The sequence below is a fragment of the Brachybacterium sp. AOP43-C2-M15 genome (genome assembly GCF_052446295.1).
Taxonomy (GTDB): domain Bacteria; phylum Actinomycetota; class Actinomycetes; order Actinomycetales; family Dermabacteraceae; genus Brachybacterium.
Map to the genome: position 1 here is coordinate 94,672 of NZ_JBQSWB010000002.1, position 23,601 is coordinate 118,272.

Annotated in this window: 23 protein-coding genes; 13 read left to right on the top strand and 10 right to left on the bottom strand. The window is 72.9% G+C overall.

Annotated elements, in window-relative coordinates:
- The first annotated feature begins 5 nt into the window (after nt 1–5).
- The 4 genes from ACT3SP_RS02410 (at nt 6) to ACT3SP_RS02425 (ending at nt 5,273) form a co-directional block, all read left to right on the top strand.
- Entirely contained in the window at nt 6–1,340 is a 1,335-nt protein-coding gene (locus ACT3SP_RS02410) for a hemolysin family protein (RefSeq protein WP_444585641.1), read from the top strand.
- The gene (gene era / locus ACT3SP_RS02415) at nt 1,330–2,382 is read left to right on the top strand and encodes a GTPase Era (RefSeq protein WP_444585642.1); all 1,053 of its coding nucleotides are present in this window, start codon (nt 1,330–1,332) and stop codon (nt 2,380–2,382) included. Before ACT3SP_RS02410 ends, era begins: the two co-directional genes overlap by 11 nt.
- Nucleotides 2,383–2,686: 304 nt before the next feature.
- The gene (gene leuA / locus ACT3SP_RS02420; RefSeq protein ID WP_444585917.1) at nt 2,687–4,396 is read left to right on the top strand and encodes a 2-isopropylmalate synthase; all 1,710 of its coding nucleotides are present in this window, start codon (nt 2,687–2,689) and stop codon (nt 4,394–4,396) included.
- 19 nt (nt 4,397–4,415) lie between these two features.
- The gene (locus tag ACT3SP_RS02425) at nt 4,416–5,273 is read left to right on the top strand and encodes a phosphotransferase family protein (RefSeq protein WP_444585643.1); all 858 of its coding nucleotides are present in this window, start codon (nt 4,416–4,418) and stop codon (nt 5,271–5,273) included.
- Between the two features lie 36 nt (nt 5,274–5,309).
- Here the strand turns inward: ACT3SP_RS02425 and ACT3SP_RS02430 are convergent, their stop codons facing one another.
- Nucleotides 5,310–6,365, bottom strand: coding sequence for an EamA family transporter (locus ACT3SP_RS02430; RefSeq protein ID WP_444585644.1), 1,056 nt, complete (start codon nt 6,363–6,365; stop codon nt 5,310–5,312).
- Between the two features lie 40 nt (nt 6,366–6,405).
- Here ACT3SP_RS02430 and ACT3SP_RS02435 point away from each other — a divergent pair, with 40 nt between their 5' ends.
- From ACT3SP_RS02435 to ACT3SP_RS02445, 3 genes are all read left to right on the top strand, one after another.
- The gene (locus ACT3SP_RS02435; RefSeq protein WP_444585645.1) at nt 6,406–7,383 is read left to right on the top strand and encodes a LysR family transcriptional regulator; all 978 of its coding nucleotides are present in this window, start codon (nt 6,406–6,408) and stop codon (nt 7,381–7,383) included.
- 106 nt (nt 7,384–7,489) lie between these two features.
- The gene (locus ACT3SP_RS02440; protein WP_444585646.1) at nt 7,490–9,736 is read left to right on the top strand and encodes a M28 family peptidase; all 2,247 of its coding nucleotides are present in this window, start codon (nt 7,490–7,492) and stop codon (nt 9,734–9,736) included.
- 90 nt (nt 9,737–9,826) lie between these two features.
- Nucleotides 9,827–10,594 carry a methyltransferase domain-containing protein gene (locus ACT3SP_RS02445; RefSeq protein WP_444585647.1) on the top strand — a complete coding sequence of 256 codons (768 nt, stop codon included), beginning with the start codon at nt 9,827–9,829 and terminating at the stop codon, nt 10,592–10,594.
- A 56-nt stretch (nt 10,595–10,650) separates the two neighbouring features.
- Here ACT3SP_RS02445 and thpR read toward each other — a convergent pair whose 3' ends face one another.
- The gene (thpR, locus tag ACT3SP_RS02450) at nt 10,651–11,244 is read right to left on the bottom strand and encodes an RNA 2',3'-cyclic phosphodiesterase (protein WP_444585648.1); all 594 of its coding nucleotides are present in this window, start codon (nt 11,242–11,244) and stop codon (nt 10,651–10,653) included.
- Nucleotides 11,244–11,960, bottom strand: coding sequence for an EcsC family protein (locus ACT3SP_RS02455; RefSeq protein ID WP_444585649.1), 717 nt, complete (start codon nt 11,958–11,960; stop codon nt 11,244–11,246). The genes thpR and ACT3SP_RS02455 overlap by 1 nt, the downstream gene beginning before the upstream one ends.
- Nucleotides 11,961–12,193: 233 nt before the next feature.
- Here ACT3SP_RS02455 and recO point away from each other — a divergent pair, with 233 nt between their 5' ends.
- Together recO and ACT3SP_RS02465 are read left to right on the top strand one after the other, a co-directional pair.
- Nucleotides 12,194–12,928 carry a DNA repair protein RecO gene (recO, locus tag ACT3SP_RS02460; RefSeq protein ID WP_444585650.1) on the top strand — a complete coding sequence of 245 codons (735 nt, stop codon included), beginning with the start codon at nt 12,194–12,196 and terminating at the stop codon, nt 12,926–12,928.
- A gap of 98 nt (nt 12,929–13,026) precedes the next feature.
- Nucleotides 13,027–13,836, top strand: a complete 810-nt coding sequence (locus ACT3SP_RS02465) for an isoprenyl transferase (RefSeq protein ID WP_444585651.1) — start codon at nt 13,027–13,029, stop codon at nt 13,834–13,836.
- Here the strand turns inward: ACT3SP_RS02465 and ACT3SP_RS02470 are convergent.
- Genes ACT3SP_RS02470 through ACT3SP_RS02490 form a run of 5 tightly spaced genes read right to left on the bottom strand, consistent with a single transcriptional unit; the run spans nt 13,818 to nt 17,599 of the window.
- Entirely contained in the window at nt 13,818–14,435 is a 618-nt protein-coding gene (locus tag ACT3SP_RS02470) for a DedA family protein (RefSeq protein WP_444585652.1), read from the bottom strand. The genes ACT3SP_RS02465 and ACT3SP_RS02470 overlap by 19 nt on opposite strands.
- On the bottom strand, nt 14,432–14,875 hold the full coding sequence (locus ACT3SP_RS02475) for a Fur family transcriptional regulator (RefSeq protein WP_444585653.1): 444 nt from the start codon (nt 14,873–14,875) through the stop codon (nt 14,432–14,434). Before ACT3SP_RS02475 ends, ACT3SP_RS02470 begins: the two co-directional genes overlap by 4 nt.
- Before the next feature lie 35 nt (nt 14,876–14,910).
- The gene (locus tag ACT3SP_RS02480) at nt 14,911–15,834 is read right to left on the bottom strand and encodes a metal ABC transporter permease (protein WP_444585654.1); all 924 of its coding nucleotides are present in this window, start codon (nt 15,832–15,834) and stop codon (nt 14,911–14,913) included.
- On the bottom strand, nt 15,831–16,595 hold the full coding sequence (locus ACT3SP_RS02485) for a metal ABC transporter ATP-binding protein (protein WP_444585655.1): 765 nt from the start codon (nt 16,593–16,595) through the stop codon (nt 15,831–15,833). Before ACT3SP_RS02485 ends, ACT3SP_RS02480 begins: the two co-directional genes overlap by 4 nt.
- Complete coding sequence (locus ACT3SP_RS02490) at nt 16,592–17,599, bottom strand: metal ABC transporter substrate-binding protein (RefSeq protein ID WP_444585656.1); 1,008 nt, start codon at nt 17,597–17,599, stop codon at nt 16,592–16,594. Before ACT3SP_RS02490 ends, ACT3SP_RS02485 begins: the two co-directional genes overlap by 4 nt.
- 137 nt (nt 17,600–17,736) lie before the next feature.
- On the opposite strand from ACT3SP_RS02490, the gene ACT3SP_RS02495 reads away from it, so the two are divergent.
- Nucleotides 17,737–19,128, top strand: coding sequence for a glycine--tRNA ligase (locus ACT3SP_RS02495; RefSeq protein ID WP_444585657.1), 1,392 nt, complete (start codon nt 17,737–17,739; stop codon nt 19,126–19,128).
- Nucleotides 19,129–19,237: 109 nt separating this feature from the next.
- Entirely contained in the window at nt 19,238–20,281 is a 1,044-nt protein-coding gene (locus ACT3SP_RS02500; RefSeq protein WP_444585658.1) for a DUF4037 domain-containing protein, read from the top strand.
- A gap of 35 nt (nt 20,282–20,316) precedes the next feature.
- Here ACT3SP_RS02500 and ACT3SP_RS02505 read toward each other — a convergent pair whose 3' ends face one another.
- Nucleotides 20,317–21,507 (bottom strand): LLM class flavin-dependent oxidoreductase, encoded by a 1,191-nt coding sequence (locus tag ACT3SP_RS02505; protein ID WP_444585659.1) that lies wholly within the window; start codon nt 21,505–21,507, stop codon nt 20,317–20,319.
- 257 nt (nt 21,508–21,764) lie between these two features.
- Here ACT3SP_RS02505 and ACT3SP_RS02510 point away from each other — a divergent pair, with 257 nt between their 5' ends.
- Together ACT3SP_RS02510 and ACT3SP_RS02515 are read left to right on the top strand one after the other, a co-directional pair.
- Complete coding sequence (locus ACT3SP_RS02510) at nt 21,765–22,478, top strand: ClpP family protease (protein WP_444585660.1); 714 nt, start codon at nt 21,765–21,767, stop codon at nt 22,476–22,478.
- Nucleotides 22,475–23,077 (top strand): ClpP family protease, encoded by a 603-nt coding sequence (locus tag ACT3SP_RS02515; protein WP_444585661.1) that lies wholly within the window; start codon nt 22,475–22,477, stop codon nt 23,075–23,077. Before ACT3SP_RS02510 ends, ACT3SP_RS02515 begins: the two co-directional genes overlap by 4 nt.
- Here the strand turns inward: ACT3SP_RS02515 and ACT3SP_RS02520 are convergent.
- The gene (locus ACT3SP_RS02520; RefSeq protein ID WP_444585662.1) at nt 23,055–23,471 is read right to left on the bottom strand and encodes a helix-turn-helix domain-containing protein; all 417 of its coding nucleotides are present in this window, start codon (nt 23,469–23,471) and stop codon (nt 23,055–23,057) included. The two genes, ACT3SP_RS02515 and ACT3SP_RS02520, sit on opposite strands and share 23 nt — an antisense overlap.
- Nucleotides 23,472–23,601: the final 130 nt, after the last annotated feature.

Genomic DNA, 23,601 nt, shown 5'->3' on the forward strand with positions numbered 1-23,601 from the left:
CGCCCATGCTGACGCTCGCACTGCTGGTGCTCGTCCCGCTGGTCGTGCTCGCCGGCGTGGTCGCCGCCGTGCTCACCGCTGTCGACGCGGCCCAGATGTCCGTCTCCCGGGGTGTGCTCGAGAAGGCCCTCGCCGAGCGGCCCGTCGGGGTGCGCGAGCGGGTGCTCGCCCAGCAGGCCGACGCCGCGCGCACCCTCGCCTCGGTCTCGCTCGCCCGGATGCTCGCCGAGACCGTGATGGTCGCCGCCGTGGCGGGGATCGCGGTCGCCGTCCGGGACCGGCTCGGATACTCCGGCCTGGTGCTCCCGGGGATCGCCACCCTCGCGGTCGCGGGCGTGCTGGTGCTGATCGTGCTCGCGATCTCCCCGCGCACCATCGGGCGTCGTCGCCCCGAAGCGGTGCTGATCTCCAACCGGAACCTGGTCGCCGCGGTCCGCGCGATCCTGTGGCTGCCCGCCGGTGCGCTGACCACGGTCGGAGCGTCCCTCGCCGCGCGTCCCGGCTATCAGGAGAACCCGGGGGACGGGGCCGAGAAGGCTCGCCGCAACGTGGACCGCGCGCTCGAGGACGAGCACGTGCGCGACGGCGAGCGCGACATGATCCAAGGGGTCTTCGAGCTGCGGGAGACGATGGTCCGCGAGCTGATGGTGCCCCGTCCCGACATGGTCGCGATCAGCGCGGACTCGAGCGCGGACGCGGCCATGCGGCTCTTCGTCCGCTCCGGGTACTCCCGCATCCCCGTCATCGGGGCCAGCGTCGACGACCTGTGCGGGATGCTGTACGTCAAGGACGTGATGCGTGCGATCCACTCGCCCTGGGACCCGCGCCCGCAGCGCCCCGTGCACGAGATCATGCGCGCGGCCCGCTTCGCCCCGGAGTTCGTGGCGGCGGACGAGGTGCTCGCGCAGATGCAGACGAGCCACGTGCACATCACCGTGCTGGTCGACGAGTACGGGGGTGTGGCCGGGATCGTCACCATCGAGGACATCCTCGAGGAGATCGTGGGCGAGATCGCCGACGAGCACGATCCCCGGGAGCCCGAGATCGAGGAGCTCGGGGACGGCCGCTACCGGGTGCCCGCCCGTGCCGGTCTCTCCGAGGTCGGGGACCTCTTCGACCTCGAGATCGAGGACGACGACATCGACAGCGTCGGCGGACTGCTGGCCAAGGTGACCGGTCGGGTGCCGATCCCGGGAGCCCACGCGGTCGTCCACGGCCTCGAGCTCGAGGCCGAGAAGACCGCCGGACGGCGCAAGCGGCTGTCCACCGTGCTGGTGCGCAGGGCCCCGCAGGGCGACCAGATCCCGAAGACCGACCAGGAGGATGACGATGAGCGCTGACCGAGACCCCGACACAGATCCCGACAGGGGTCCCGACACGGATCCCGACCGAGATCCCGGCGCGGCCCCCGATCCGGAGACGGGCGCGCCGCGCACCGACGGAGGATCGCCGGTGCACCGCGCCGGCTTCGTCGCCCTGGTGGGGCGGCCCAACGTCGGCAAGTCCACGCTCACCAACGCGCTGGTGGGGGAGAAGGTCGCGATCACCTCCTCCAAGCCGCAGACCACGCGCCGCGCCATCCGCGGGATCGTCACCCGGGAGGACGCCCAGATCATCCTCGTGGACACCCCTGGCGTGCACCGGCCCCGCACCCTGCTCGGAGAGCGGCTGAACGATCTGGTGCGCGAGACCCTCGGCGAGGTGGACGTGGTGGGCCTCTGCCTGCCGGCGGACCAGAAGATCGGGCCCGGGGACCGATTCATCGCCGAGGACCTCCAGGAGATGCGCAGCGGTCGGCGCGGCCCCAAGGTGGTCGCGATCGTCACCAAGACCGACCTGGTGGGGCGGGACGTGCTGGCCGAGCACCTGATGAGCGTGGACCAGCTGATGGACGTCGACGAGATCGTGCCGATCTCCGCGGTCACGGGAGAGCAGATCGACGTGCTGCTCGAGGTGATCTCCGCCCAGCTGCCCGAGGGCCCCCAGCTCTACCCCGACGATCAGCTCACCGAGGAGACCCGCGACGACCGCATCTCCGAGCTGATCCGGGAGGCCGCCCTGGAGGGGGTGCGCGAGGAGCTGCCGCACTCCATCGCCGTGCTCGTCGAGGAGGTGGTCGAGGTCGACCCGGACGGCGACGCCTTCACCCCGGTCGAGCCGGGCACCGGCCGTGTGGTGGTGCGCGCGAGCCTGTTCGTCGAGCGCGACAGCCAGAAGGGCATCATCATCGGCCGTGCCGGCTCTCGCCTGAAGGACGTCGGCTCCCGCGCCCGGCAGGAGATCAACGCCCTGCTGGGCCGCAAGGTCCACCTCGATCTGCGGGTGAAGGTCGCCAAGGAGTGGCAGCGGGACCCCAAGCAGCTGGGCCGGCTGGGCTTCTGAGGCGAGGAGAGCGGGGGAGTGGCGTTCGCATCGTGGCCGTCGCCGAACGCTCGCCCCGGCGGTGCTACGGTGACCCCGTGCGTGGATCGCTGCTTCTGCTTCGCCGCCGCGACGGGTCCTGAACCGCCGGGAGCCTGTCGCGGCTGACGTGCTGTCCGGCGACCGGTACCCCCAGCGAGAAGGACCTCCACAGATGACTGACCCCACGATCACCACCCCCGCCCTCGCCGCTGTCGCCGCGGAAGGGGACCCGTCGGCCCCCGTCGTCGGCCCCACCGGCGACGCGCCCCAGCAGCCCTCGGGCATGCCGACCCACAAGTACCTGCCCTTCCACGAGCAGATCCGGGTCGAGCTGCCGGACCGCACCTGGCCCACGCGCCGCATCACGCGCGCGCCGCGATGGTGCGCCGTGGACCTGCGCGACGGGAACCAGGCGCTCATCGACCCGATGAACGCCGAGCGCAAGCTGCGGATGTTCGAGCTGCTGGTGCGTATGGGCTACAAGGAGATCGAGGTCGGATTCCCCTCCGCCTCCCGCACCGACTACGACTTCGTGCGCGCCCTCATCGAGGAGGACCGCATCCCCGAGGACGTCACGATCCAGGTGCTCACGCAGTCCCGCGAGCACCTCATCGAGCGCACCTACCAGGCGATCGCCGGGGCGAGGCGCGCGGTGGTGCACCTGTACAACTCGACCTCGGTCGTGCAGCGGGACGTCGTCTTCCGCGCCGACCAGGACGCGGTGCTGGACATCGCCGTGCAGGGCGCGCTGCTGTGCAAGAAGTACGAGGAGACCATCCCGGACACGGCGGTCACCTACCAGTACTCCCCGGAGTCCTACACGGGCACCGAGCTCGAGTATGCGCTGCGGGTGTGCAACGCCGTGATCGAGGTCTTCAAGCCCACCCCCACGGACAAGATGATCGTGAACCTCCCGGCGACCGTCGAGATGGCCACCCCGAACGTCTACGCGGACTCGATCGAGTGGATGCACCGGAACCTGGACCGCCGCGACTCGATCGTGCTGTCCCTGCACCCCCACAACGACCGCGGCACCGGCGTCGCCGCGGCCGAGCTCGGCTACCTGGCCGGCGCCGACCGCATCGAGGGATGCCTGTTCGGCAACGGCGAGCGCACCGGCAACGTGGACCTGGTGACCCTGGGCCTGAACCTGTTCAGCCAGGGCATCGATCCCCAGATCGACTTCTCGGACCTCGGGGAGGTGCGGCGCACCGTCGAGCACTGCAACCAGATGCCGGTGCCCGAGCGCAGCCCCTACGGCGGGGACCTCGTCTTCACCGCCTTCTCCGGCTCCCATCAGGACGCCATCAAGAAGGGCCTGGAGAGGATGGAGTCCGACGCCGAGAAGGTCGGCAAGGACGTCGACGACATGGTCTGGAGGGTCCCCTACCTGCCGGTGGACCCCAAGGACCTGGGCCGTTCCTACGAGGCCGTGATCCGTGTGAACTCGCAGTCCGGCAAGGGCGGCATGGCCTACCTGCTGCGCACCGAGCACGGACTGGACCTCCCGCGCCGCCTGCAGATCGAGTTCTCCGGCATCGTCCAGGAGCGCACCGACTCCGACGGCGGCGAGGTCAGCCCCGAGACGCTGTGGGACGTCTTCACCGACGAGTACCTCCCCACATCCCAGGAGGAGCGTCGCTGGGGCCGCTACAGCTTCCGCGACGTGCATCAGGAGTCCACCGGCGACGGCGCGGACCGGATCACCGTCACCCTCGTGGTCGACGGCGAGGAGCACCGGGTCACCGGGATCGGCAACGGCCCCCTCGACGGCTTCGTCAAGGCCCTGGCCGAGCGCAAGATCGACGTGCGGATCCTCGACTACGCCGAGCACGCCCTCACCGAGGGCGACGACTCGCTGGCCGCCTCGTACATCGAGTGCGAGATCGACGACCGCATCTTCTGGGGCGTGGGCATCGACGGGTCGATCACCCGCGCCTCGCTCGAGGCGATCACCTCGGCGCTGAACCGGAACGCCCGGTCCCGCGCCTGAGCGGAGGGTGAGCAGGGCGATGCCCCCGTCGGGACCGCAGCTCCTCGATCAGCAGCTCCTCGAGCAGCTGATCCTCGAAGCGCTGCGCTCGGCGGGGGATCCCACCCCTCCCGATCAGGTGGAGACCGTCGAGCACGGCACCACCTCCCACGTCGTGCTCACGGACCGGACCGCAGTACGCATCGCTCGCCACCGCCCAGCGGGAGAGCAGCTGCTGCGCACCCAGCGTCTCGTCGACGCCCTGCCCCGACTGCCGTTCGACGTGCCGGTGTCCCGCGGCGAGCCGGTCGTGGCAGAGGGCGTGACCGCGGTGCCGACCGCCCGGCTCCACGGACGACCCCATCCTCCCGGCCACGGGGAGAGCGCGCCTCTGCGGGAACTGCTGGAGGCGATCCACGAGCTGCCGATCGACCCGCAGCACCCGGACCTTGCTGTGCGCAGGGCTTTCGCCGGCGGTGAGCGGTGGCAGGAGGTGCTCCGCGACGAGGTGCCGCCGCTCCTGCCCGCCCGGGTCCGAACCGAGGCCCGGCGGCGCGCCGATGCGCTCTGCGCGCTCGAGATCCACGATGAGGGGACCTGCTTCTCCCACGTCGATCTGGGCGGGGAGAACGTGCTGTGGAGCGAGGGGAGGGTCTCCGCCGTGCTCGACTGGGATCTCGCGACCCACGAGGACCCGGCGGAGGACATCGCCTCGCTCGCCTGGTGGCACGGCTGGGACGTGATCGGCGAGCTCACCGACGAGCCGACGGCCGCGCGCGCTGCGGTGCACCGGGACGCGTTCCCGCTGCAGATGGTCGCGTTCCGGATCGTCTCCGGCGACGATCGCCGTGCGCTCGAGAGGACGATCGATCGGATCGTCCCCGTCCTCGAGCGATGAGGCGGGCCCGGTGGATCCGCCCGTGGACGCCGCTGCTCAGTCCCGTTCCGCGCCGTCGGCGTCGGAGGATCTCAGGTCCTCCTCGCTGAGCAGCGGCATCTCCCCGGTCACGGTCGCATGGGTGGGGGTGGGCAGGTCCCAGCCCGGGGCTTCGTCCGCCGGCTGCGGCTCGGCGGCCGGGGTGCTGCGCGCGGTGAGGGTGACCCCGACGCTCGCGGCCACCACGAGCAGCGCGGCGGTGATCCGCAGCGCGGTCGCCTCCTGGGCGAGCAGAAGCATCCCGGCCAGCAGTGCGACGACCGGCTCGAGACTGAGCATGATGCCGAAGACGTGGCGAGGGAGCCGGCGCAGGGCGGCGAGCTCGAGGGTGTAGGGCAGCACGGAGGCGAGCACCGCGGTGCCCAGCGCGATCAGCAGCAGGGAGGGGTCCAGGAGGCCGCTCACCGCGCCCGGCGCCCCGAACGGCAGCACCGTGAGAGCTCCCACGGCCATCGCGACCGCGAGGCCGTCCTGCCCGGCCACGAGCCTTCCCACCCGCGCGCTGGAGAGCACGTACAGGCCCCAGAAGACGGCCGCGACCAGTGCGAACAGGACACCGAGCAGATCCAGGGAGGCGGCGCCGGTGGCCGATTCGAGACCGAACAGGCCCACGCCGCCGAGAGCCAGGATCACCCACAGCAGATCCGTGCGGCGGGTGGAGAGCACCGCCGCCACGGTGAGCGGGCCCAGGAACTCGATCGCCACGGCGGTGCCCAGCGGGATCCGCGCGATCGAGGCGTAGAACGCGCCGTTCATCCCGCCGATCACGACGCCGAAGACGATCACCGCGAGCCACTGCTGCCGGGTGAACCGGTGCACCTTCGGGCGCACCAGGAGCAGCAGCACCACCGCGGCGATGCCGAGGCGGAGCGCCGTGGTGCCCCACGAACCGATCGCGGGGAACAGCTGGGTGGCGAGCGCGGCGCCGATCTGCAGCGAGAGGCACGAGCCGAGGATGAACAGCACCGGGGTCAACGGCACGCCCGAGGAGGGGCGCGGCGCGCCGGACGTCGAGACGGAGGCCGTGGTCGCGGTGGAGGAGGAAGTCGTCACCGCTCCACTGTGCACAGCGTGGACGAGTCAGGTCCAGCGAATGTTCTCGACCTGTATCGTGAAGCAGAACTTCACGAAGGGAGAGTGGTCCGTGCTGAGCCTGCATCGCCTGTTCCTGCTGCGTGAACTGCACAGGCTGGAGACCATGTCGGCCGTGGCGAGAGCGCAGTCGATGTCCCCCTCCGCGGTCTCCCAGCAGCTCGCCCTGCTGGAGCGGGAGACGAGGGTCACCCTGTTCGAGCAGGTGGGCCGACGGGTCGTGCTCACCGACGCCGGGGTCCGTCTCGCCCGGCGCGCCGAGGAGATGCTCGCCCTCGCGGAGACCTCTCAGGCCGAGCTCGCCCTCGCGGAGGGCGAGGCCGCGGGCGTGCTGCGGGTCGCGTCCTTCCAGACCCCGATGATCGCCCTGGCGCCGGCGGCGGTGGGGGTGCTAGCACGGCACCACCCCCAGCTGCAGCTCGAGATGGCGCAGCAGGAGGTCGAGGATGCGTACGAGGGACTGCTCGCGCGCCGGTACGACGTGATCCTCGGGGAGGACTACCCGGGCGGCCAGCGGGTGGTGCGCCGCGGCACGGACCGCGAGGCGCTGCTGCGCGACCTGCTGCTGCTGGTGCTCCCGGACACCGGCTCCTGGACGGAGGCGCGCACCCTCGCCGATCTCACCGAGGCCCCCTGGGCCCTGGATCCCTCGACGAGCCGCACCGGCCTCTGGGAGCGCACCTACCTGCGCTCGGCGGGGTTCGAGCCGCACGTCCGCTTCACCACTCCGGATCCCCTGCTGCAGGTGCACCTGGTCCGCTCGGGGCATGCCGTCGCCGTGGTGCCGGGCATCATCGCCGCCGAGCATCTCGGCGGCACTCGGGTGCTGCGACTGCCCGGTCACCCCCACCGATCGCTCTACACCGCCGCCCGCGCCGGCGCGGCCGGCCATCCCTCGCTGCTGGCGTTCCGGGCGGCACTGCTCGAGGCGGCCGGCCAGCTCTCCGACCTGCAGGGCCTCGAGACGCTGAGCGGCTGACGGTCCGCCCCGGCTGGGGGCCGTGTGGCCGCGGCGCCGGGCCAGGAACGTGCCTCTCCTCCGCCCGGACGATGCGCACGGAGCGGGCGGGCTGTAGAAAGTTCTCATGACGAGACCTCCCGGCGACGACGCCGTGCCCGCAGCTGCCCCCTCGACGGCGGAGGGCGCCGCCGCAGCGACCGCACCGCGGTGGCAGGCGGCAATGCTGCTGCTGGTCCTGCTGGCGACGGTCTGCGCCGGCGTCGCCTCCCGCGGCACCACCGCCCCGCGGGGGGCCGATGCCCCGGCGGAGGAGTTCAGTGCGGAGCGCGCCGCGGGGGCCGCGGCCCCGATCGTCGCCGAGCCCCGCCCGGTCGGCACGGCCGCGAACGATCGGGCACGGGAGGAGCTCGCCTCCCAGCTGACCGAGCTCGACGTCGAGACCCGCACCGTCGACGGCGTCGGGGCGAGCGCGCAGGGCGCCGAGGCGAGCGCCGGCTACGTGCGCACCCTCGTCGCCACCCGTCCCGGCAGCGACCCCACCGGGACCATCGTGCTGGCCACCCATATCGACTCGGTGCCGAACGCTCCGGGGGCGGCCGACGCCGGCGTCGGCCTCGCGGTGATCCTCGAGACCGTGCGCGCCCTGGGGCCCGAGGCGCTGCGCAACGACCTGGTGGTGCTGCTCGTGGACGGCGAGGAGCGCGGGCTGCTGGGCGCCGAGCACTACCTCGCGGAGGAAGCGGATGAGCTCGTCGAGCCCGTCGTGGTGCTGAACCACGAGGCGCGCGGCATCTCGGGGAGGCCGCTGATCACCCGCACCAGCGGCCCGATGCACACCGTGATCGGCGCCGCGCCGAGCCCCGAGTTCGAGTCCTTCAGCGATGCGCTGTTCGCCCTCATCCCCAACGACACCGACTTCACCGCCTACCGGGAGTCCGGCTGGTGGGGGATGGACATGGCGATCATCGGCGAGGCCTGGGCCTACCACTCCGCCCAGGACGACGTCGAGCACCTCGATCCCGGCACCCTGCAGCACTACGGCGAGCTGACTCTCGCCCTGACCCGGGAGCTCGGGGAACGGGACCTGGGCGCACTCGCCCACCGCGAGGCGGAGGACCCGGTCCAGACCACTGCGCCCTGGGGCGTGGTCCGGATCCCGCCGACCGTGCTGAGCATGCTCGGCCTGCTCGCGCCCCTCGCGGTGCTCGCCGCGGTGCTCGTGCGACGTCGTCGGGGCGAGGTGGGAGGGGTGGCCACCGCCCTCGGGGCCGTGGTCACCCTGCTGGTCATCCCCGCCGCGGTTCTCGGAGCCTTCGCGCTGTGGCGGATGACCGCCCAGGTCACGCCCGAGATGCTCTCGCAGACCGCACGCGAGCCGGTGCGCGCCGAGCTCTTCCTGCTCGCGGAGCTGGTGGCCGCCGCCGCGGTGGCGAGCGCGGGCTGGGTGCTCGCCCGCATGCTCGTCCCGCGCGCCGCGGTGCTGCTCGGCGCCTCCTTCGTGGTCACCTTCCTGCTCGCGGCGCTCGGGCTGTACTCGCCGGCTCTCGGCGCATCGATGATCCTGCCCGCCGCGATTGCGGCCGCCGGGATCCTGCTCGCGACGCTGCTCCCTGGACCGGCGGGCCTCCTCGTCCGGGCTCTCGCCCTGGCACCGACGGGCTGGCTGCTCGGCACGCAGCTGCAGTCGCTGGGGGAGTTCGGCATCGCCTCCTCCGCCGGCGGGCTGGCCGGGACCGCGCTGGTCGCCCTGGCGGCGGCCGGCCCGCTGCTGCTCGGCAGCGCCGCCCCCGGACGCCGTACGGGGCCTCGCCCCCAGCGGCTGCTGATCCCCGTGCTCCCCGCGGCGCTCGCGCTCGGCCTGGCCGTCGCGGGCACCGCCTGGACCCTCGCCGCTCCCGAGCCCACCCAGGAGGAGGCGGTCGCCCATGTCGACGGCGCCGACGGGAGCACCCGCTGGGAGGTCTCCGGGAGCACCGAGTGGGGTCGCGCCCTCGACGGGACCCGGTCGACCTCCGCCCTCGACCTGCCCGAGGTCGAGGTCGAGCACCTCGGGGACGGGCGGGCGCGCCTGGCGATCACGGCACCGCGGGAGGGCTCGGCGCTCACGCTCGAGCCTGCGGCGGGCGTCCTCGCCGATGTCACCGTGGACGGGACGGAGGTGGACTCCGCCGATGGTCTGACCAGCCTGTCCATCCACGGTCTCCGCGCCGGGCAGAGCATTCGCATCGACGCGACCGTGGCCTCCGGCACGGAGCTCACCGTGGTCGAGACCGCCTACGACCCCGCGCTCGCAGGCGGCTGGGTCGCACCGGGCGAGGAGGTGTCGCTCGTCCAGCCGCGCACCGAGGTCACCGTCACCGCGCCGCTGTGAGGGGACGGTGCGCGGCGCGGCCCCTCCTTGCCACCCGGACCGATCAGATATATCTTGACGTCAAAATATTTTACGATCGAGGGAGTGCCGATGCCTCATGAGTGGGACCCGGAGCAGTACCTGCGCTATGGGGACGAGAGGGCTCGCCCGTTCCTCGAGCTCACCGCCCGCCTCCGTGCCGAGGCACCGCGACGGGCGGCCGACCTCGGGGCGGGACCGGGCACGCTGACCGCGCTGCTCGCCGAGCGCTGGCCCGCGGCAGAGGTCATCGCCGTGGATTCCAGCCCGGCGATGATCGAGCGCGCCCGTGAGCGCCCGGGCATCCGAGCGGAGCTCGCGGACCTGCGGGACTGGGAGCCGTCCGCGCCGCTGGACGTGCTCGTCAGCAACGCTGCTCTGCAGTGGGTGCCGCGGCATCTCGAGCTGCTGCCGCGCCTGGCCGGGATGCTCGCCCCTGGCGGATGGTTCGCGATGCAGGTCCCGGGAAACTTCGAGGAGCCCAGCCACACGATCCGGCGCGAACTGGCGGCACGGCAGCCCTACGCGCAGCATCTGCGGGACGTGGCCGTGCCCTCCTCCCATGACGCGGCGACGTACCTGCGCGCCTTCCAGGACCTCGGCCTCGAGGCCGACGCCTGGGAGACCACCTACCTGCACGTGCTGCACGGACCCGATCCGGTGTTCGAATGGGTCAGCGGCACCGGCGCCCGGCCCACGCTGCAGGCGCTGCCCGATCAGCTCCGCCCCGCCTTCGAGGAGGAGTATCGCGCGCGCCTGCGCAGCGCGTACGCCGACACCGGGCACGGCGTCGTGCTGCCCTTCCGTCGGATCTTCGCCGTCGGCCGCCGGCCCGGCTGACACCGTTGCCAGGGGCACTGTTACCAGGGACGCCGACCCGCCCGGGCGCCGGTCCCTCAGCCGCCCAGCGGGACGCTCGCGAGGACCTCGTGTCGCGGGCCGCCGCCGCGGCCCTCGCCGAGCCGCGAGGAGACCAGCTCGATCTCCTCCGCCGGCCAGCTCGGCCCTCGGTACACCGACAGCGCCCGCACCGCGTCGTCCAGACGCCGCCGGGTGGGATCCGGCGGCGGGGTCCGGTCGCGGCGACGTCGACGAGGCGCTCGGGGAGCGCGGGCGGAGACGCGCGCGACGGTGAGATGGGCGCGTCGTCGTTCGCGGCCCCGCTCCTCCAGGAGGTCCTCGTCCAGGAGCGACGAGAGGGCCCCGGTCTCGCCCCCGACACCGATCCACAGCGTGCGGCCGCGGAACGCTCCCGCCCCGCTGAGGTGCAGGGTGAGGGGCTCGTGGCACGCCGCGACCGCGGCGAGCCGGTCGAGGGTCTCGGGCAGCGCACCCTCGGGCAGGTCCGCCCGGAAGGCGAGGGTCAGATGCCGCTGCTCGGGATCGACGAGGCGGAGCCCGGTCCCGTCCCCGCACCGCACGCTCGCGAGGGCGGAGTCCAGGTGCTCGAGCGCCGCCGGTGCGGGGCGCAGTGCGGCGAAGACCCGCATCACGCAGCCGGCGGGAAGCCCTTCGTCGCCGCCGCCGCGATGCGGTTCAGCTGCTTGCGATCCGAGAGGGCGCCGACCACCCCGCCGAGGCCCGGGATCGCCTTGCCGAACAGGCGCACCGAGCGCAGCCCGAAGCGGCGCACCAGGCGTCCGCCGATCGCGCTCACGAGCTCGGACTGGGGATTCGCGGGCAGCTTCCCGGCGACGCCGCGGGCCGCGGCGCCGGCGACCGGCCCGAGGCCGACGTTCCTGAGCACGTCCCCGGACTCCTCGCCGACCAGGGCGGCCAGCACCCGGACCCGCACCTCCTCGTCCTCGAGGTCGTGGCCGTTCACCGCCGCGATCGCGCCCACCATCCGGGTGGACTGCACATAGAACTCGAGCACGTTGGTGGGCAGCAGCACCGGCAGGGTGACGAAGCCGCCGAGCCCGGTGAGGAACCCGCCGGCGGTCACCCCTCGGCGATGACGGCGCACGATCCGGCGCACCGCGACCTCGGGTCGCCTCTTCCCCCGACCGCGCTGCGCCCGGCGGGCGGTGTCCGCGGCTGAGGCGTAGGTGAGCTTCCCGTCCAGGCCGATGTCGCGGATCATCGTCACCGCGCGGTCGAGCGCACCGCCGGACGGGGCGTCCCCGCCCCGGCGCGCCTCCTTCATGGCCTCGCGCGCGGTGGTCCTGGCCGATTCGTCACGGCGCAGCATCGAGAAGATCCCCATGCCCTGCCTCCCTCTGGTCGAGCGCCGCGACGGGCACGGCACGACGGATGATGCGACCCATCATGCCGTGCCGCGCTGCGTCGGACCCTCCTGCCGACCGCTCGGTGGGCCGTCCGGAATCGCCCCGAGCCGTCTCGTGGCCGTCCCGCGCACGTCCGCGTGACGGAGTTCCTGCCCGACACCGCGCGGGCCTGCGGCACGGCGTCTCCCCGCCGCCGTAGGCTCGGTGCACCATGCAGCAGAAGCTCTACCGCGACGATGCGATCGTCCTGCGCACCCACCCGCTGGGCGAGGCCGATCGCATCATCACGCTGCTCACCCGCCGCCACGGCAAGGTGCGCGCGGTCGCCAAGGGCGTGCGCCGCACCGGCAGCCGCTTCGGCGCGCGGCTCGAGCCCTTCAACCTCGTGGACGTGCAGCTCCACGCCGGCAAGAGCCTGCACACCGTGACCCAGGTGGTCACGATCGAGGCCTTCGCCGTGGGCATCAGCGCCGACTACAGCCGTTTCACCGCCGCCAGCGCGATGCTGGAGACCACCGACCGACTCACCGACGAGGTCGTCGATCCTCATCAGGGCGGGTTCCTGATGCTGGTCGGGGCGCTGCGCTCGATGGGGGAGGGCAGGATCGCCCCTGCGCTGGTGCTGGACTCCTTCCTGCTGCGCACCCTCGCCGTCTCGGGCTGGGCGCCCGAGCTGCGGGTCTGCGCCGCCTGCGGCGCGGAAGGACCTCACCACGCCCTCGACATCCGCGCCGGCGGCCTGGTGTGCACCTCCTGCCGTCGGCCCGGCGCGATCGCCGTGCGCCAGTCCGCGATCGAGCACATGATCTTCCTGCTCGCCGGCGACTGGGAGAACGTGCTGACCGCCGACGAGACCGTCATGCAGGAAGCGGGACGACTGATCACCGACACGGTGACCTGGCACCTCGAGCGGTCCGTGCGCTCCCTGCAGTATGTAGAGCGCTGAGAGCGCGGCCCGGCGGAGACCGCGCCACAGACGCCACCGAAGCCATCGACCACATCGACGACACCGACGACACCGACGACACCGACCAGGAGGACCCGATGCCCGGTCCAGCCCGTCACGGCTACCAGGAGCCGTCCCCGCATCCCAGCGGGGCACGGCCCCCGCAGCTGCCCGCCCCCACCGTCCCGGGGCACGTGGCCGTGGTGATGGACGGCAACGGGCGCTGGGCGAACCGGAGAGGGCTGCCCCGCACCGCAGGGCACGAGGCGGGCGAGGCGGCGCTGCTGGACGTGGTCGCCGGAGCCCTCCAGATCGGCGTGACCCATCTGTCGGCGTACGCCTTCTCCACCGAGAACTGGAAGCGCTCCCCGGACGAGGTGCGGTTCCTCATGGGCTTCTCCCGCTCCGTGCTGCGCCGCCAGCGCGACACGTTGAACGCGTGGGGGGTGCGGATCGTGTGGATCGGCCGCGAGCAGCGTCTCTGGGGCAGCGTGATCAAGGAGCTGAGGGAGGCCGAGGAGCTCACGCGCGGCAACACCCGCATGACGCTCTACATGTGCGTGAACCACGGCGGGCGAGCGGAGATCGTCGACGCGGTCCGGGAGATCGCCGAGCAGGCCCGGGCCGGGACGCTCAGCCCGAAGGGGATCACCGCCCGGAGCTTCTCACGCCACCTGGATGATCCCGACATGCCTGACGTGGACCTGTTCCTGCGCACCAGCGGCGAGCAGCGGACATCGAACTTCCTGCTCTGGCACGCCGCCTATGCCGAGCTGGTCTTCGTGCCCGAGCTGTGGCCGGACGTGGACCGCGTGGTGCTGTGGCGCGCGATCACCGAGTACGCGCGCCGGGACCGACGGTACGGAGCAGCGGTGGACGCGCCGGACGGTCAGCCGACCGAGCGCTGATCCGCGCCCTGCTCGCCGGGTCCTGCCTGCCCGGAGCGGCCCAGGACCTCGGACTGCTCGGCCGCGAGCACCAGCGGGGCCGCCGCGGCCGGGACGTCGGCGGAGGTCTCCTGCGAGGAGCCCTCGGCCGTCGAGCGCCCCCTGCGACGGCGGTGCCGCAGCAGCACCGCGATCAGCACCACGGCCAGCGCGGCCACGGCGACGGCGCCGGCGGGCGAGACGAGGAACAGCTGGAACCAGGCGCCGACGGCCACCAGTCCCACGGTGGCGTAGATGACCGACCAGGCCAGACCACCGACCGCGAGGGCCGGGAGGTAGCGCCTCGCCGGCATCCCGGTCAGCCCGGCGGCGGCGTTGGCGGCGGTCTGGAAGCCGACGGTGAGGAAGCTCAGCGCGACGACCCACGCCCCCCAGCGGTTCACGAGATCGGTGGCCCGCGCCACCCCGGGGGAGTCGAGGAAGGCGGCGACCCGCCCGCGGTGCGCAGCCCGACGGGCACCCCGGCCGAGCAGGTACGTGCCGCCGGCGCGGCACCAGATCACCACGTACAGGAACGCCACGGCCGGCAGCAGCGGCAGATCCTGGACCCACTGCATCATCGTGCGTCGGCCCCGTCCCCGCGCCCGGAGTCCCCGTCGGCGCCGGCGGAGGCGTCGATGCCCGAGTGGTCGGCGCACAGGCCGAAGACCTCCAGGGTGTGGTCGACGTCGGTGAAGTCGTGCTCGTGGGCGATCGCCGTCATCGACGCCTCGAGCCTGGGGGCCAGGAACTCGACGGTGCGACCGCACTCGCGGCACACCAGGTGATGGTGATGCCCGGTGTCCTCGCACTGACGGTAGAGGGACTCGCCGTCCCCCGCCACCAGCACGTCCAGCCGCCCCGATCGCGAGAGCGCCTGCAGGTTGCGGTACACGGTCGCCAGGCCCACGGTCTCGCCGTCGGCCCGCATCTGCTCGTGGATCTGCTGGGCGGAGCGGAAGTCGTCCTGCCGCGAGAGCGTCTCGAGGATCGCGGAGCGCTGGCGGGTGTTCCGTTGCATGCCGCCATTGTCGCCCACCGCCGGCGGGACCTCCATCACTCGTGGGGCGTCGCACGTGCGCGGGCGGGTGCCACGCCCGCGCGGGCGGGGCCCGGGCCGCCGGGTGCGGTCGTCGGGCGGGCGGTGCGCAGCGAGCGCGCGAGCAGTCCGAGGACGTACACGGCGATGGTCAGCAGCACGATCACGCCGCCCGGCGGAAGGTCGACGTACACCGTGATCAGCAGCCCGCCCAGCGAGCACGCCACGGCGATCACCATCGCGGTGCGCATGGTGCGGGTGAAGCCCACCACGAGGTGCTGGGCGGCGGCGACCGGGACGATCATCAGCGCCGAGACCATCAGCGCGCCGACGATCCGCATCGAGAGGGTGACGGTCAGCGCCGCCATCACGGCGATCAGCACGTTGACCGTCCGCACCGGCAGGCCGGAGGCGCGCGCGAACTCGTCGTCGGCGGTGACCGCGGCCAGCAGGCCGGCCAGGCCCACCCCGATCGCCAGCACCACCACGGCGAGCACGAGGGAGATGACGGTGTCGAGACCGGTGACCGTGGACAGCGAGCCGAAGAGATAGCCCATGAGGTTCTGGGAGGTGCCGCCGGCGAGCTGGATGATCACCACGCCGCCGGCGATGCCGCCGTAGAAGAGGATCGCCAGCGCGACGTCGCGGCTGGTGTGGCTGACCTCGCGCACGTACTCGATGAGCACGGCGCCGATCACGGAGGCGGCCAGGGCGCCGGGGATCGCGAGCAGGTCCGCCGGGGTGGCGGTGATCCATGCCCCGACCAGCCAGCCGACCGCGACACCGGTCAGGGCCACGTGCCCGAGCCCGTCGCCCAGCAGCGAGAGCCGCTTCTGCACCAGATAGGTGCCGACCACGGGGGCGGTCAGGCCGATGAGCACCGCGATGATCAGCGGATAGCGCAGCAGGTCGGAGGTGAGGAGGTCGATCGGCGAGATCATAGGGGGTGGATCTCCTGTCCCAGGCATTCGTCGAGCGGGGCGGCGTCCTCAGGGTGGTCGTGGCCCGGGTCCAGACGCGGGCGCTCGCTCTCCGCGCCGTCGTGGACCACGCGGCCGTGGTCGAGCTCCACGGCGCGCCGGATGTCGCCCGCCAGCGGCCCGGTCTCGTGGAGGACGACGAGGATCGTGGTGCCCGCGGCCGAGAGCTCGCGGAAGAGACCGGCGATGAGCTCCTGGGTGGGCAGGTCCACGCCGGAGAACGGCTCGTCCAGCACCAGCAGCTCCGGGGCGCGGACCAGGGCGCGGGCGATCATGACCCGGCGACGCTGCCCCCCGGACATGCGGGTGATGGGCCGACCGGCGAGATCCGCCATCCCCACGGCCCCGAGCGCCTCCTCGACACGGGGGTCCCGGCTCCTGGGCCGCCAGGACCGGGCGCTCAGCAGACCGCTCGCGACGGTCTCGCGGGCGGTGGCGGGGATCGAGCCGGCCTCTGTCGAGTCCTGCGGCACGTAGCCCAGACGGTCGTGGGCGATGCCCTGCCGCACGGACCGGCCGAAGAGGCGGGCGGTCCCGGCCTCCAGCGGCAGCACCCCGACCACGGCGCGCAGCAGCGTCGACTTGCCGGAGCCGTTGGCCCCCAGCAGCGCCACCAGCTCACCGGGCACGATGCGCAGGTCGACGTCGTGCAGGACCCGCTGTCCGCCCCGGGAGACGGAGGCCCCGCGGACCTCGACGACGGGCTCGTGCCCGGTGCTCATGCCCAGCTCTCCACCAGGGCGTCGCGATTGCTCCTCATGACCTGAGCGTAATCGGCGTCCTCGGACTGCCGGGTCTCGAGGTTGTCGAGCTCGGCGCTGTCGATCCCGAGGTTCTGCGCGAGGGTCTGGGCGACCTTCGGGGAGGCGCTCGTCTCGAAGAAGACGGTGGTGACGCCCTCCTCCTGCACGACCTGCTCGAGGGCGAGCAGACGCTGCGGGGAGGGCTCGGTCTCGGGGTCCACGCCGGTGATCCCGACCTGGTGGAGCCCGTAGCGCTCGGCGAGGTAGGTGTAGGCGGCGTGGCTGGTGATGAAGGTGCGCCGCCCGCCCGCCGCGGCGTCCGCGGCACCGAAGGACTCCTCGAGCTCGACGTCCAGCTCCTCGAGCTCGCCGCGCAGCGCGGACGCGGCCTCGGTGAACTCCTCCGCGGCGTCCGGGGAGAGCTCGCCCAGACGCGCGGCGAGGGCGTCGGCCAGGTCGGCCATCAGCAGCGGGTCGTGCCAGAAGTGGGGGTCGTCGGGCCCGTGGTCGTGCTCCTCTCCCTCGTCACCCTCCTCACCCTCGTCCTCGTGCTCGGCGTGCTCCTCCTCGCCCTCCCCGCCGTGGTCCTCGTGCTCGCCGGCCGCGCTGGCGGGCAGCAGCTCGATCACGGAGGAGACATCGAGCACGTTCTCGCCGTCCTGGGTGGAGATCGCGTCGTCCAGCGCCGTCTGGAAGCCGGGGATCTGCAGCACGAGGTCCGCCTGCTCGACGGTCATCGTCTGCTTGACGGAGAGCTCGAGCCCGTGGGCGTCCGCTCCCGGGGTGGTGAGATCGGTCAGGGCGACGTGCTCGCCGCCCACCCGCGCGACGAGGAAGGCGAGCGGGTATGCCGAGGTCACGACCCTCAGTCCGTCCCCCTCCGACGCTCCGCCCTCCCCGCAGGCGGACAGGACGGCGGCGCCGGCGCCGAGTCCGACGGCGGCGAGCAGGGTGCGGCGAGTGGGGCGCGAGGCGAACGACATGACAATCATTCTCACGAGTGCCTGAGGGTCGTGCAAGTCGGGGACCGTCGCAGAGGCTCCGACGTGGGGACGCTCACAGGCCGACGATGACTATGCTGGAGAGGTTCTGATACCGCACCGTCACCAGGAGAATCCCCGTGGCCAAGGCCCCCGCCAGCACGCTGGACAACGTCATCGCCCTCGCCAAGAAGCGCGGCTTCGTGTTCCCGGCCGGTGAGATCTACGGCGGCACCCGCTCCGCCTGGGACTACGGGCCCCTGGGCGTGGAGCTCAAGGAGAACATCAAGAAGCAGTGGTGGCGCACCTTCGTGCAGTCCCGCGGCGACATGGTGGGCCTGGACTCCTCGATCATCCTGCCCCGCCAGGTGTGGCAGGCCTCCGGCCACGTCGACACCTTCACGGACCCGCTGGTGGAGTGCAAGAGCTGCCACAACCGCTTCCGTGAGGACCACCTGCTGGAGGCCTTCGCGGCGAAGAAGGGCCGAGCCCCCGAGGGCGGCATGGCCGAGATCGCCTGCCCCAACTGCGGCACCCGCGGCGAGTTCACCGACCCGCAGGAGTTCTCGGGTCTGATGAAGACCTACCTCGGCGCCGTCTCGAACGAGTCCGGCCTCGCGTACCTGCGCCCCGAGACCGCCCAGGGCATCTTCGTGAACTTCCTCAACGTCGTCACCGCCACCCGGCAGAAGCCCCCCTTCGGGATCGGCCAGGTCGGCAAGGCGTTCCGCAACGAGATCACCCCCGGCAACTTCATCTTCCGCACCCGCGAGTTCGAGCAGATGGAGATCGAGTTCTTCACCCCGCCGGCGGAGGCGGACCAGCATTTCCAGGAATGGGTCGAGGCCTGCTGGAACTGGTTCCTCGACCTCGGCATCGACGAGGACAACCTGCGTCGCTTCGACGTGCCCGAGGGCGAGCGCGCCCACTACAGCGCCGGCACCATCGACCTCGAGTACCGCTTCGGCTTCCAGGGCAGCGAGTGGGGCGAGCTGATGGGCATCGCCAACCGCACCGACTTCGACCTCACCAGCCACACCGACGGCTCGGGCACCAAGATGCAGTACTTCGACCAGGCCGCCAACGAGCGCTACACCCCGTACGTCATCGAGCCCAGCTTCGGCCTGACCCGCTCGATGATGGCGTTCCTGGTGGACGCCTACACCGAGGACGAGGCCCCCAACGCCAAGGGCGGGGTCGACAAGCGCACCGTGCTCAAGCTCGATCCGCGACTCGCCCCGATCAAGGCCGCCGTGCTTCCGCTGTCCAAGAGCGAGGACCTCGTGCCCCGCGCCGAGGAGCTCGCCGCGCGGCTGCGCACGCACTGGAACGTCGACATGGACGTCACCCAGGCCATCGGCCGCCGCTACCGCCGCCAGGACGAGATCGGCACCCCGTTCTGCATCACGGTCGACTTCGAGACCGCCGAGGACCAGTCCGTCACCATCCGGGAACGGGACTCCATGGCGCAGGAGCGGGTGGCGCTGGACCAGGTCGAGTCCTACCTCGCCGCCCGGCTGCTCGGCGCCTGAGCGGGCCACCGCCGCGGGGGCCGACGGCCCCGTGCGGCGGGACGGGGCGAGCCGGACGTCCTCACCGGGCTCAGGGTGCCGCGGTCGGCGACGTGGGAGAGTTCCACTCATGACCAGCGTCACCGGCCTCGAGCTCTCCGTCGCCTACCACGAGCAGGTGGTCGCACCGCTGCTGGACCGCGCACTGCCCGGCCTCGCACATGCCGCGGCGCGGCTCGGCTCCGGGTCCGACGTGCTCGGGTTCGACGATTCTCAGTCCCGCGACCACGACTGGGGGCTGCGGCTCACCCTGCTCGTCGAGGGCGGGGCCGCCGAGGAGATCGATGCCCTTCTCGAGCGGGAGCTGCCCGAGAGCTGGGAGGGCGAGCCCACCCGGTTCGCGACCACCTGGGACCCCGTCGTGCGCCAACGGGTCGAGGTCGCCTCCGCCGCGGACTTCGCCGCCTCCCGGCTCGGGATCGCGCCGGAGCGCCTCGGCGGGGCCGAGCCCTTCGCCGTGGAGGACTGGCTGCAGCTGACGGGACAGGCGGCCCTCGAGGTCACCGCGGGGCCCGTGTTCCGGGACGATCCGGGCGTGCTCACCGCGATCCGGGAACGATTGGCGTGGTACCCGCGGGACGTGTGGCTGTACGCGCTGGCCGCGGACTGGCACCGCCTCGGCCAGGAGTTCCCGGACGTGGGCCGCGCCGGGCTGCGCGGCGACGAGGACGGCTCCGCGGTGATCGCGGCCAGGCACGTGCGCACGATGCTGCACCTGGCCCATCTGCTGCACGGTCGGTGGGCGCCGTACGGGAAGTGGCTGGCCCGCTCGGCGGCGGCCCTGCCCGGCGGTGAGGCTCTGAGAGGCGCCCTCGGCGAGGTGCTCGGCGCGCGCGACTGGCGCACGCGGCAGACGGCCCTCGCCGTGGCCGCCGAGCAGCTCGCGGCGAGCCAGGGGGCGCAAGGGCTGCCGACCCTGGACCCGGTGACCGAGCCCTTCTTCGACCGCCCGCACATCGGGATCCGCGGGGGCCAGGCCGCAGGGCTGCTCGCCCGCCTCCGGGACCCGCAGGTGCGTGCGCTGCCTGCCGGGGTCGGCACCGCCGAGCAGATCAGCGACAACGTGACGGTGCTGGTCGATCCGGCGGCGCGGCGGCGGCTCGTCGGCGGCTGAGGATCCAGGGGTGTCGCGGGCGGCCGCCCCCGCGCTCAGGCGATCGCGCCGAGCAGCTCCGGCACCACCCGGCGTGCGAAGGTCCCGAGCATCGACCGCTGGTCGGAGGGCGGGGCCCCGACGGGGAGGACCAGCACGATCTCGTCGGCGGCCCGCACCACCGGGTCCGCGCTCAGCGCCCGGGCGACGCTGGAGGGCTCGTCGAGCACGATCGAGCTGAACACCGCGTCGTGCCCTCCGATCTCTCGCCCATGGTGCTCGGCCACGACGCCCGGAGCGGCGGCCCGCTCCCGCGGGAGCAGCGAGACGAAGCGCTCGAGCTCCGCCTCGCTCTCCACCGGCATCATCTGCCGGCTGACCATCACGTGGCCCTCTCCGAAGCCGGCCGCTGCCGAGGCCTCCCGGTAGGCCTCCAGCGCCTCGAGCTGCAGCTGCTCGAAGGATCGCCCGGACCCGTCGTCCGGCGCCATCGTCGCGAGCTGCAGACCCAGACCGAGCCGACCGGCCAGCGCCGCTCGCCGGGGGCCCGCCGCACCGTAGGCGAGGCGCGATCGCACCCCGGGCGACTGCGGGCGGACCCGCAGCGGCGACCCGCGCTCGACCCCCTCGACATGCTCGTCGGCGCCCGCCACGATCTCGCCGTCCAGCAGGGAGACCAGGTCGTGCAGCACCCGGTCCACGTGCTGCGCGCGCTCGTCGCGGAGGGCGCCGAAGGCGCGCGCGTACATCGCGTCATGGGCCGAGTAGCCGGAGCCGACGCCGGGACGCAGACGCCCACCCGTGAGCAGGTCCGCGGTCGCGAGGTCCTCCGCGAGCCGTCCCGCGTTCTCGAAGCGCAGGGGGATCACCGCGGTGCCGAGCTCGATCCGGTGGGTGCTCCGGCCGACGGCGGCGAGGAAGAGCAGCGGGGAGGCGAGGGCGTCCTGGAGGTGGCGCACGCGCACATAGCCCACGTCGAACCCGAGCTCCTCGGCGGCGACGAAGGTCGACCGGCCCTCGTCGAGCCCGGAGCTCGAGAGCGCGGGCGCGTCGACCGCGACGCCCTGGTGATCGCCGGCGTGGTCGCCGGGGTGGTCCACGATGCCGGTGTGCTCCGCGATGCCGGTGCGGTCCGCGATGCCGGTGTGCTCCACCTGGCTGACGAAGCCGATGCGCGGGGTCCGCCGGCCGGCGGGGACCGGAGGCGCCGAGGACGCTGGACGTGACGGTGAGGCTGAGGCGGACATCCCACTCTCCTTCGACGGGGGCCGAGCGGCGCGGGGGAGGGGAACGGGGAGCGTCGCTGCGTCCATTGTCCTCCGGCCCCGGCCTCCTGCTCGGGACCAACTGCCCGGGCACCGCACGGTCCCCGTCCCGGAGCCCGCCCCGGCCCTCGCCCGTGCCCCGTCCGCGCGCTCCGCGGGTGCACACCGCCCCGCTGTGCGCTGATCAGCCCACGACGGAGAACGGCCCGTCGGCGCTCGTGGAGGTCGAGGCTGGGTCCATGACCCCATCGATGACACGACGCCCCTCCCCACCGCACCTCGCCGAGCCCTCCGAGACCGGCTCGTCCCCTCCCTTCGGGACGCTCACCGCGACCCGGCTGCTCCATCACCGGGTGCTGCTGCTCGATCGAGAGCTGGACCAGGACAACGGTGCCCAGCTCGGCGCCCAGCTGCTGATGCTGGCCGCCGAGGACCCCCGGCAGGACATCACGCTGCTGATCAACTCCCCGGGCGGTCTGGTCCCCGCGATGCTCGCCATCGGGGACCTGATCGATCTCGTCCCCTGCGACGTGCGCACCGTGGCGCTGGGCATGGCCTACAGCGCCGGGCAGTTCCTGCTCACCCACGGGACGCCCGGCAAACGCCTGATCCTGCCCCACGGACGGGTGCTCATGCATCAGGGCTCGGCCGGGTTCGGAGGCAGTGCCGCGGACATCGAGCTGCAGGCCGAGGACCTCCGTCGCGGCCGCGACCTGCTCATCCGCCTCACCGCCGAACGGACCGGCCAGAGCGAGGAGACCATCGCCCGGGACTCCGACCGGGACCGGATCTGGGAGGCGGCGGACGCCGTGGAGTACGGCTTCTGCGACCGCGTGGTCACCTCCCTCGAGGAGATCCTCCCGCTGGGGGCGGACGGCGGCGGCCCTCGACGAATCGCTCTGGGCGGTCCCGCTCCGAGCCCCGCGGACGACCCGGAGGACGATCCCCGATGAGCAGCTACACCATCCCCAGCGTCATCGAGCGCACCCGCACCGGCGTGGAGCGCTCGGCCGACGTCTACTCGAGACTGCTGTCCGACCGCATCATCTACCTCGGCACGCCGATCGACGACGGCGTCGCCAACACCGTCATCGCCCAGATCCTCCACCTCGAGAACGAGTCGTCCGAGGCGCCCATCCATCTCTATCTCCATTCGAGCGGCGGCGACGCCCAGGCGGTGCTCGCGATCTACGACACGCTCGCCTACGTGCGCAGCCGCGTGGCGGTCACCTGCGTGGGCCAGGCCGTCGCCGCCCCCGTGGTGCTCCTCGCCGCCGGCACGCCCGGCCTGCGCACGGTCCTGCCGCACACGCGCGTGGTGCTGCATCCCCTCGAGGCCCAGGGCCGCGGTGCGATCCCCGATCTCATCCTCGCCACCGAGGAGGTGCAGCGCGTGCGCAGGGCGCTCGAGACCCTCATCGCCGAGCACTCGGGGCGGCCGCTCGAGCAGGTGCGTCGGGACCTGGAGCGGGAGCAGGTGCTGGACGCCGAGGCGACCGTGGCCTACGGGCTGGCCGACGAGGTGCTTCTCAGGCGGCCGACAGGAGGGTGAGCGGGCCGGCCGTGGGCCGGGCCCGCTGGTGGCCGTGCATCTGCAGGTGGTCGTGCACCTGCAGGTGCTCCCGGCGCCGGTCGCGCTCGTCGGACGTCGGGGCGGCGAGCGCTGAGTCGCGTTCCGCGCCCCGGGCCGCGACCGCGGCGCCGTCGACCATGGGGTCGAGGGCCTCGTGCAGCAGCTCCTGGAGCCTCCAGTCGAGGGCGCCGGTGATCGCGGCGAGCATCTCGGAGGAGGGGTCCTTGCGTCCCCGCTCGACGTCCGAGAGGTGCTGCATGCTCATCCCGGCCTGCGCGGCGACGGCGGCGAGCGTGCGCCCCTGGCGTCTGCGCTCGGCGCGCAGGAGCGATCCGATCAGTTCGCGCAGCAGCGGCTCGACGGTCCCGTCCATGGTCCGAGCCTACGCACCCGCGAGGTCGGGCACCCGGCGCTCCGCTGTGAGCGGAGAGGACGGTGCGACCGGTCCTCCACAGTCCCTCCCGATGCACATCACCCCCGACTCCCCTCCCGGGAGCAGGGGC

Bases quoted from the DNA above. Each gene is read 5' to 3' on its own strand.
- ACT3SP_RS02410 (WP_444585641.1), top strand. From the start codon at position 6: ATGCTGACGCTCGCACTGCTGGTGCTCGTCCCGCTGGTCGTGCTCGCC.
- era (WP_444585642.1), top strand. From the start codon at position 1,330: ATGAGCGCTGACCGAGACCCCGACACAGATCCCGACAGGGGTCCCGAC.
- leuA (WP_444585917.1), top strand. From the start codon at position 2,687: ATGCCGACCCACAAGTACCTGCCCTTCCACGAGCAGATCCGGGTCGAG.
- ACT3SP_RS02425 (WP_444585643.1), top strand. From the start codon at position 4,416: ATGCCCCCGTCGGGACCGCAGCTCCTCGATCAGCAGCTCCTCGAGCAG.
- ACT3SP_RS02435 (WP_444585645.1), top strand. From the start codon at position 6,406: ATGTTCTCGACCTGTATCGTGAAGCAGAACTTCACGAAGGGAGAGTGG.
- ACT3SP_RS02440 (WP_444585646.1), top strand. From the start codon at position 7,490: ATGACGAGACCTCCCGGCGACGACGCCGTGCCCGCAGCTGCCCCCTCG.
- ACT3SP_RS02445 (WP_444585647.1), top strand. From the start codon at position 9,827: ATGCCTCATGAGTGGGACCCGGAGCAGTACCTGCGCTATGGGGACGAG.
- thpR (WP_444585648.1), bottom strand. From the start codon at position 11,244: ATGCGGGTCTTCGCCGCACTGCGCCCCGCACCGGCGGCGCTCGAGCAC.
- ACT3SP_RS02455 (WP_444585649.1), bottom strand. From the start codon at position 11,960: ATGGGGATCTTCTCGATGCTGCGCCGTGACGAATCGGCCAGGACCACC.
- recO (WP_444585650.1), top strand. From the start codon at position 12,194: ATGCAGCAGAAGCTCTACCGCGACGATGCGATCGTCCTGCGCACCCAC.
- ACT3SP_RS02465 (WP_444585651.1), top strand. From the start codon at position 13,027: ATGCCCGGTCCAGCCCGTCACGGCTACCAGGAGCCGTCCCCGCATCCC.
- ACT3SP_RS02470 (WP_444585652.1), bottom strand. From the start codon at position 14,435: ATGATGCAGTGGGTCCAGGATCTGCCGCTGCTGCCGGCCGTGGCGTTC.
- ACT3SP_RS02475 (WP_444585653.1), bottom strand. From the start codon at position 14,875: ATGCAACGGAACACCCGCCAGCGCTCCGCGATCCTCGAGACGCTCTCG.
- ACT3SP_RS02480 (WP_444585654.1), bottom strand. From the start codon at position 15,834: ATGATCTCGCCGATCGACCTCCTCACCTCCGACCTGCTGCGCTATCCG.
- ACT3SP_RS02485 (WP_444585655.1), bottom strand. From the start codon at position 16,595: ATGAGCACCGGGCACGAGCCCGTCGTCGAGGTCCGCGGGGCCTCCGTC.
- ACT3SP_RS02490 (WP_444585656.1), bottom strand. From the start codon at position 17,599: ATGTCGTTCGCCTCGCGCCCCACTCGCCGCACCCTGCTCGCCGCCGTC.
- ACT3SP_RS02500 (WP_444585658.1), top strand. From the start codon at position 19,238: ATGACCAGCGTCACCGGCCTCGAGCTCTCCGTCGCCTACCACGAGCAG.
- ACT3SP_RS02505 (WP_444585659.1), bottom strand. From the start codon at position 21,507: ATGTCCGCCTCAGCCTCACCGTCACGTCCAGCGTCCTCGGCGCCTCCG.
- ACT3SP_RS02510 (WP_444585660.1), top strand. From the start codon at position 21,765: ATGACCCCATCGATGACACGACGCCCCTCCCCACCGCACCTCGCCGAG.
- ACT3SP_RS02515 (WP_444585661.1), top strand. From the start codon at position 22,475: ATGAGCAGCTACACCATCCCCAGCGTCATCGAGCGCACCCGCACCGGC.
- ACT3SP_RS02520 (WP_444585662.1), bottom strand. From the start codon at position 23,471: ATGGACGGGACCGTCGAGCCGCTGCTGCGCGAACTGATCGGATCGCTC.